General features: G+C 60.5%; 3 protein-coding genes and 6 pseudogenes. 3 read left to right on the top strand and 6 right to left on the bottom strand.

What is annotated here, in order from left to right:
- Positions 1-144 precede the first annotated feature (144 nt).
- The 5 genes and pseudogenes from AU465_RS33350 to AU465_RS36955 form a co-directional block, all read right to left on the bottom strand.
- Positions 145-1,155: pseudogene (locus tag AU465_RS33350) on the bottom strand (tyrosine-type recombinase/integrase).
- Positions 1,148-1,375: a site-specific integrase gene (locus tag AU465_RS36965; RefSeq protein ID WP_192257306.1), complete on the bottom strand. Its 228-nt coding sequence runs from the start codon at positions 1,373-1,375 to the stop codon at positions 1,148-1,150. Before AU465_RS36965 ends, AU465_RS33350 begins: the two are co-directional and overlap by 8 nt.
- Before the next feature lie 140 nt (positions 1,376-1,515).
- Positions 1,516-1,659: pseudogene (locus AU465_RS37965) on the bottom strand (tyrosine-type recombinase/integrase); the annotation flags it as partial.
- A pseudogene (locus tag AU465_RS36960) lies at positions 1,638-2,102 on the bottom strand (tyrosine-type recombinase/integrase); the annotation flags it as partial. The pseudogenes AU465_RS37965 and AU465_RS36960, both read right to left, overlap by 22 nt.
- A 54-nt stretch (positions 2,103-2,156) precedes the next feature.
- Positions 2,157-2,369, bottom strand: a pseudogene (locus AU465_RS36955) (transposase domain-containing protein); the annotation flags it as partial.
- A gap of 559 nt (positions 2,370-2,928) precedes the next feature.
- Between AU465_RS36955 and AU465_RS37295 the strand changes: the two are divergent.
- Together AU465_RS37295 and AU465_RS38105 are read left to right on the top strand one after the other, a co-directional pair.
- Entirely contained in the window at positions 2,929-3,381 is a 453-nt protein-coding gene (locus AU465_RS37295) for an Lrp/AsnC family transcriptional regulator (RefSeq protein ID WP_192257300.1), read from the top strand.
- 271 nt (positions 3,382-3,652) lie between these two features.
- Positions 3,653-4,048 (top strand): helix-turn-helix domain-containing protein, encoded by a 396-nt coding sequence (locus AU465_RS38105; protein ID WP_446685773.1) that lies wholly within the window; start codon positions 3,653-3,655, stop codon positions 4,046-4,048.
- Here the strand turns inward: AU465_RS38105 and AU465_RS37960 are convergent.
- Positions 4,035-4,121: pseudogene (locus AU465_RS37960) on the bottom strand (trypsin-like serine protease); the annotation flags it as partial. The gene AU465_RS38105 and the pseudogene AU465_RS37960 sit on opposite strands and share 14 nt — an antisense overlap.
- Positions 4,122-4,135: 14 nt before the next feature.
- Between AU465_RS37960 and AU465_RS33325 the strand changes: the two are divergent.
- Positions 4,136-4,375, top strand: a pseudogene (locus AU465_RS33325) (insulinase family protein); the annotation flags it as partial.
- Positions 4,376-4,650 lie beyond the last annotated feature (275 nt).

Below are 4,650 nucleotides of genomic sequence, written 5' to 3'. Positions count from 1 at the left end.
TGCTGTCCGCGACTTACTGAAACCGGTGTCCGGGACTTACTGAAACACGCATGCGCACCTCGTGATTATGTACAGATCGCCGGGACAGGAGCCTATAACCATCGGATTCTCGGACGATTTCCGGCTGGCGAACTGCGCATAGTTTCAAAGGCTCATCAGGAACTGCATGAGCTGGTCCGGCGGCCGATACCGGCCTTGACTGGCCGTCGTGGGCAGCAGTCGGTTGAGCGTGCGTTCCTTCATGGCGAGATCCGCCTGAAGGTACATGTGCGTCGTGGCGGGGCTCTCATGACCCAGCCACAGGGCGATGACGCTGATGTCGACGCCGGACTGCAGGAGATGCATCGCCGTGGTGTGGCGGATGGTTTGAGGCGAAATCGAGCGACGCGCGAGTTGCGGGTAACGTTCCGCAGCGGCCGAGACCGCAAGCTCAAGGCGCTGGGTGACGTTCGAACGCGCCATGCACCCTCCGCCTCGGTTCGGAAACAGGAAGTCCTACTCGCCCGCGCAGTCCAACCGGCGCCTCCAGTTGCCGATCAGGTTGGCGGTCGTACGCCAGAGCGGCACGCTGCGGTCTTTGCGCCCCTTGCCATGCAGGTGCGCGACCGCCGAACCGTCGACGACGACCTCGCCGACGCGCAGGCCGATGGCTTCAGACACGCGGGCGCCGGTGTTGTACATCAGGCTGAACAGCGCGCGGTCCCGCTCACCTGCCCAGGTCCGTGCATCCGGCGCGTCAAGGATCGCCTGCATCTCGTCGCGCGACAAAAATCCCAGGACCTGCCGGTCGAACCGTTTCATCGGAATGGCCAGCACCTGTTCGATGACGGGGAGCGCAGTCAGGTCGTAGTGGGCGGCATATTTAAGGAAAGCGCGAAGCCCTGCCAGGCGGGCGTTGCGGGTGCGGGCACCGTTGCTCCGCTTCTTCTCCGAGTGGTCGAGGAAGCTCAGAATCAACTGCGCATCGAGTTCGGCCAGGGTCAGCCGAGTGGGCGCCTTTCCGATCGTCGCCACGGTGAAGTTGAGCAACAATCGGAAGGTATCGCGGTAGGCGGCGATGGTGCGCGGACTGACGGCTCGCTGATTGCCCAGATGCTCGACGAAAAAGCGTTGAAGCAGCCCGGGGAAGGACGGTGTGAGCTTGGGATCAGTCATGATGATCCCCTCCAACCCTAGAGGCGAACAGCTCGAACCGTTTGCCAGAGACCGCCATGAGTTCCGGGACGCCGGTCAGATACCAATAAGTATCGGAGATCTTGGCGTGGCCAACGTATGTCGAGAGCGCCCCCATGGCGTTGTCGATATCGGCGCCATGCTCGTGCCAGAGCTGGATACGGCGACAGATGAAGGTGTGGCGCAGGTCGTGAATGCGCACCTCGCCATGGCCGCCCCGGGCGGTCCAACCAAGGTTGGTGCGAAGCTTCTGGAAAACCTTGTTGATCCTCCGCTTCGCGATGAATCGTGTAGGGGCACGTGCCTCGACTTGCGGAACTTCGTGTTCCGAACCGTAGGGAATGCTCCGTCAAGATCGACATCGCTGCGGCGCAGTTGGAGTGCTTCTGACCGGCGCAGACCCGTAGCGGCGATCAGCCCGAAGATCGTCGCGTAGGTTGCCGGCCGCAATCCGCCGTCGGGGCCTAGGCGCGATGCGGCGGCCACAAGGTCGCAGATCTCCTGCTCTGAATAGATGTGCGGTGCGAGGCGGCGGTGTGAACGACCAAAGGTTGCGGTCTGGGGGAACTCGGTGTCGGGATCGAGCCGGCCAGCACCGCGCGTTTGACGCTCTTGGTCGTGATCGGTTCGTCGTAGGGGCGACGTGGCGAACAAATATGGCCCGGTTCGACGTCGGGGGGCCGCTCTTCGTGCGGATAGGCTGCAATCGCCGCTCCCGTCGCGGACGGCAGGGGCAGAACGTCAGCGCGTCGGCTCTTGGTGCCGACAAGGTTGATCGTGCCATCGGCCCAGTTGAAGTCGTCAAGCTGCAGCTTGACGACTTCGCTGGATCGCAGGCCGAGATCGATCAGACACCGCATCATCGCATAAGCCCGCAGGCGCGACGGGAACGACTGATCAAACGAACTCAGCAGTTCGTCGATCTCGGCGTCGGTCAGCACCTCTGGCAGTGACGCCAACCGCCAGCGTGAACCCGGGGGATCGCTGCCTGTCCGGGCTGCCGCTTTCTCCGCCGCCAGTTCGTCCTGGCTAGCATCGGCCTCCAGCTCCTCGAGCTGCAATTCCATCTGCTCAAGAAGCCGGGCCTTGCGCTCCGAACGGCTGCCATGGATCTCGCGCTTCAGCTTCTCGATCTCCTGCCGGAGTCGCGCGATCAGCGCATCCGAGTGCGAGTTCACGGCTTGCGCGCGGGCGGCGACCGGGAGAGTACCCGCCTGAAATGACACTTTCGATTGAGCGGCCGACAAGCTCGGCCCGCAAACCCGAGCAATCGGTCCCTTATTTTTCCTGCATGACCAATTACGATTGGAGACGTCGACCAAGACCAGGTCGATCAAACACACTGGCTGGGGTGCCAAAGGGCGAGAGTTTCAGGACGCATGCGCCTTCGGCTAAAGGCGCACGCAGACCCTTATCGCCGGGCTGCGATGCCACGGTCTTGTCGCGCCGAGGATCGTCAATGCGCCGATAAATGCAACCATCTTCGAACCCTATGTCGAAATACAACTCGCCCCAAAATGTTGCTTGGCAACATCGTCATCTCGACAATGTGGGCTTTCACAAGAGTGAGCACGCCTCGCGCAAAATGGTCCAGACCATCCGAAAACCGGAATGGCGCGCATTCGATCATCCGCCGGCCAGGAGTGCCTTGTTTGTTTCAATTTCGGGATGAATTGAAATAAACGTTGCGAAAATTCATGCGAATGTTAAAATTCTTAACCGATTATTTTCTCTTCAAAATAGCGGAATCGCACGGTGGACGACCTAGACCGAAGGATCCTTACGGCGCTACAGAAGAACAACCGGCTCTCCTTTGCCGAACTCGCGGAGCTGGTCGGTTCTTCGGCCGCCTCATGCATGCGTCGAGTGAATAAGTTGCGTGTGGATGGCGTAATCGTTGCGGATATTTCGCTCGTGGATCCGAAGGCTCTTGGCAAATCGCTTGCCGTTGTCGTGACCGTAGAGCTTGACCGTGAACGTCTGGACCTTGTCGACGATTTCAAGCGTGCGATGCGGGCGGCCAAGGAGGTTACGCAATGCTATATGGTCACGGGCGACGCCGATTTCGTCCTGATCGTGGCGGTCGAGGATGTTGAGGCCTTCGATGTCTTCGTCAAGACGAAGCTCTATACTAACCCTAATGTCCGAAAATTTAAGAGCATGATCGCGCTTGATCGTGTCAAGTTCGAGCCGCGGGTTACGGTGTAACATTGGGCGGGTTGCGCTGAAGCCCTCAGTCCGGGCTGCTTTTTGAAACCGCCATTGCGCGTCCACCATCAGATTGGGCTTTTTCGACTGGAGGAACGTGCGATCTACGGAGCGTGGTCAGTCCTGCGTCGGGCGGTGTGATTTGCCAGACTGCTCGACGCGGGCAAAGTAACCGTTTCGGTGTTAGAGCATCTTCCATGAACGCAGAGTCGGTTTGGTTCACGGGATAGGTCCTGTCTAATTCACTGTCCCGGTGATTTGCGAGGAGGTGATGATGACGAGGAGCCTGAGCGCGGACCTTCGTGGGCGCGTGATTGCGGCCATTGAAGACGGGGTTTCGACGCGAGAGGCGGCGCGTCGCTTCCGGATCGGGATTTCGACGGCCGGGAGTTGGTATCGCCGCTATCGCGAGACCGGCGAGACGGAAGCGCGCAAGCAAGGCCAGCCGTCGCGTTCGAAGGTCGATGCGCATCACCCAGCGGCGTGGAAGGACTTCGAAGCCCTCGGCGCCGTCGGGCCGCTTGACGATCTCGAGCACGAAGCTTCCGACAGCCCAGCCTCACTGAACTCCTGCGCCAGAAGGCGGCCTGTGACCCTCGCAGCCTCTTCGCCATTTTCAATGGAGCGCCGAGAAGCTGAACTTGACCGACCTAGATCGCCGTGTTGATGCCAACCAGCTGGCCGACCATGTTGATCAGCGCGCCGCCCGAAATGCCGGGGTTGATGGCGGCGTCGGTCTCGCCTTCTACGACCTAGGCCCAACAATGCCGTGCTGGTGGTGGCCGGCGATGTCGAGCCGGAGACGGTCAAGGCGCTGGCCGAGAAGACCTATAGAAAGGTTGCGACACGGCAAGAACATGGACCGTTCTTCTTTTCCTTGCGGAACGCTTCTGCGGCGCGGCGACAAGAAAAAAGATCGAGAGATACACCTTTGCAAGCCTTGAGGACCAGGCCAACTCGATGGCGGCAGACCTTTTGTCACGAGGTCTCATGAAGGGTGAGCGCGTTGCGGGATGACGCGGAACAGCCCGGCGATTATGGCTGTCGTGTTCGGCCTCGTGTCGGCAACCCGGTGCCATGGCACACGGCTGAACTCTTAGCAGAGGGTGGCGCTCCGGTTCCGCAAGGTGAACGTGGTGAGATCGTCGTGCGTACAAACGTGCCGGGCGGAATCTTTCCAGGCTATTTGGATGATCCTGAGGCCACGGCCAAGGCACTGCGCAAAGGCGCTCTGCATACAGGGCGGATTCAAGCGGTCGTCGCAACACC

The sequence above is a fragment of the Mesorhizobium silamurunense genome (assembly GCF_014843905.1).
Classification (GTDB): Bacteria; Pseudomonadota; Alphaproteobacteria; order Rhizobiales; family Rhizobiaceae; genus Mesorhizobium; species Mesorhizobium silamurunense.
The sequence above is the reverse complement of the archived record's forward strand: the minus strand, read 5'-3'. Positions and strand labels throughout refer to the sequence as shown.